This is a genomic window from Flavobacteriales bacterium, from assembly GCA_021296215.1.
Lineage (GTDB): Bacteria > Bacteroidota > Bacteroidia > Flavobacteriales > ECT2AJA-044 > ECT2AJA-044.
On the sequence record JAGWBA010000135.1, the window covers coordinates 1,717 to 2,070 of the forward strand.

1 protein-coding gene is annotated in these 354 nt (G+C 65.8%); it reads right to left on the reverse strand.

Annotation, left to right across the window (positions count from 1 at the left end; translation table 11 throughout):
- A partial coding sequence (locus J4F31_12580) for a hypothetical protein (protein MCE2497388.1) occupies positions 1–354 on the reverse strand: 354 nt, incomplete at both ends.

The following is a 354-nucleotide window of genomic DNA, read 5'->3' on the forward strand; positions in this document are numbered from 1 at the left end:
GGTGTCCGAGATGTGCGAGCTTGCGTTCTTCTTCCACTCCTCGACGGCGCGGAAGAAGCGCGCCGACCGCGGCTGGGCGGCGGTGCGCTGGTACCAGTCGAAGAACTGGCTGCGCAGCCGTGCGGCGTCGTTCTCGCTGCTGCCGTTGCCGGCTTGCGCCAATGCCGCCTCGATCAGGCGCTTGAGGGATTCGCGCGAGAGCGCGCGGCTCGATTCCGCCTCCCTGGCGATCGACGCGAGATTGGCGACGATGTGGTCGTAGACGGCATCGAAAAGGAGCAGGTTCTCGCATTCCTTCGCGAAGTCGTCGCGCAGTTCGTCGTGGAGGACGATGTCCAGGACGGTCATGTCGGC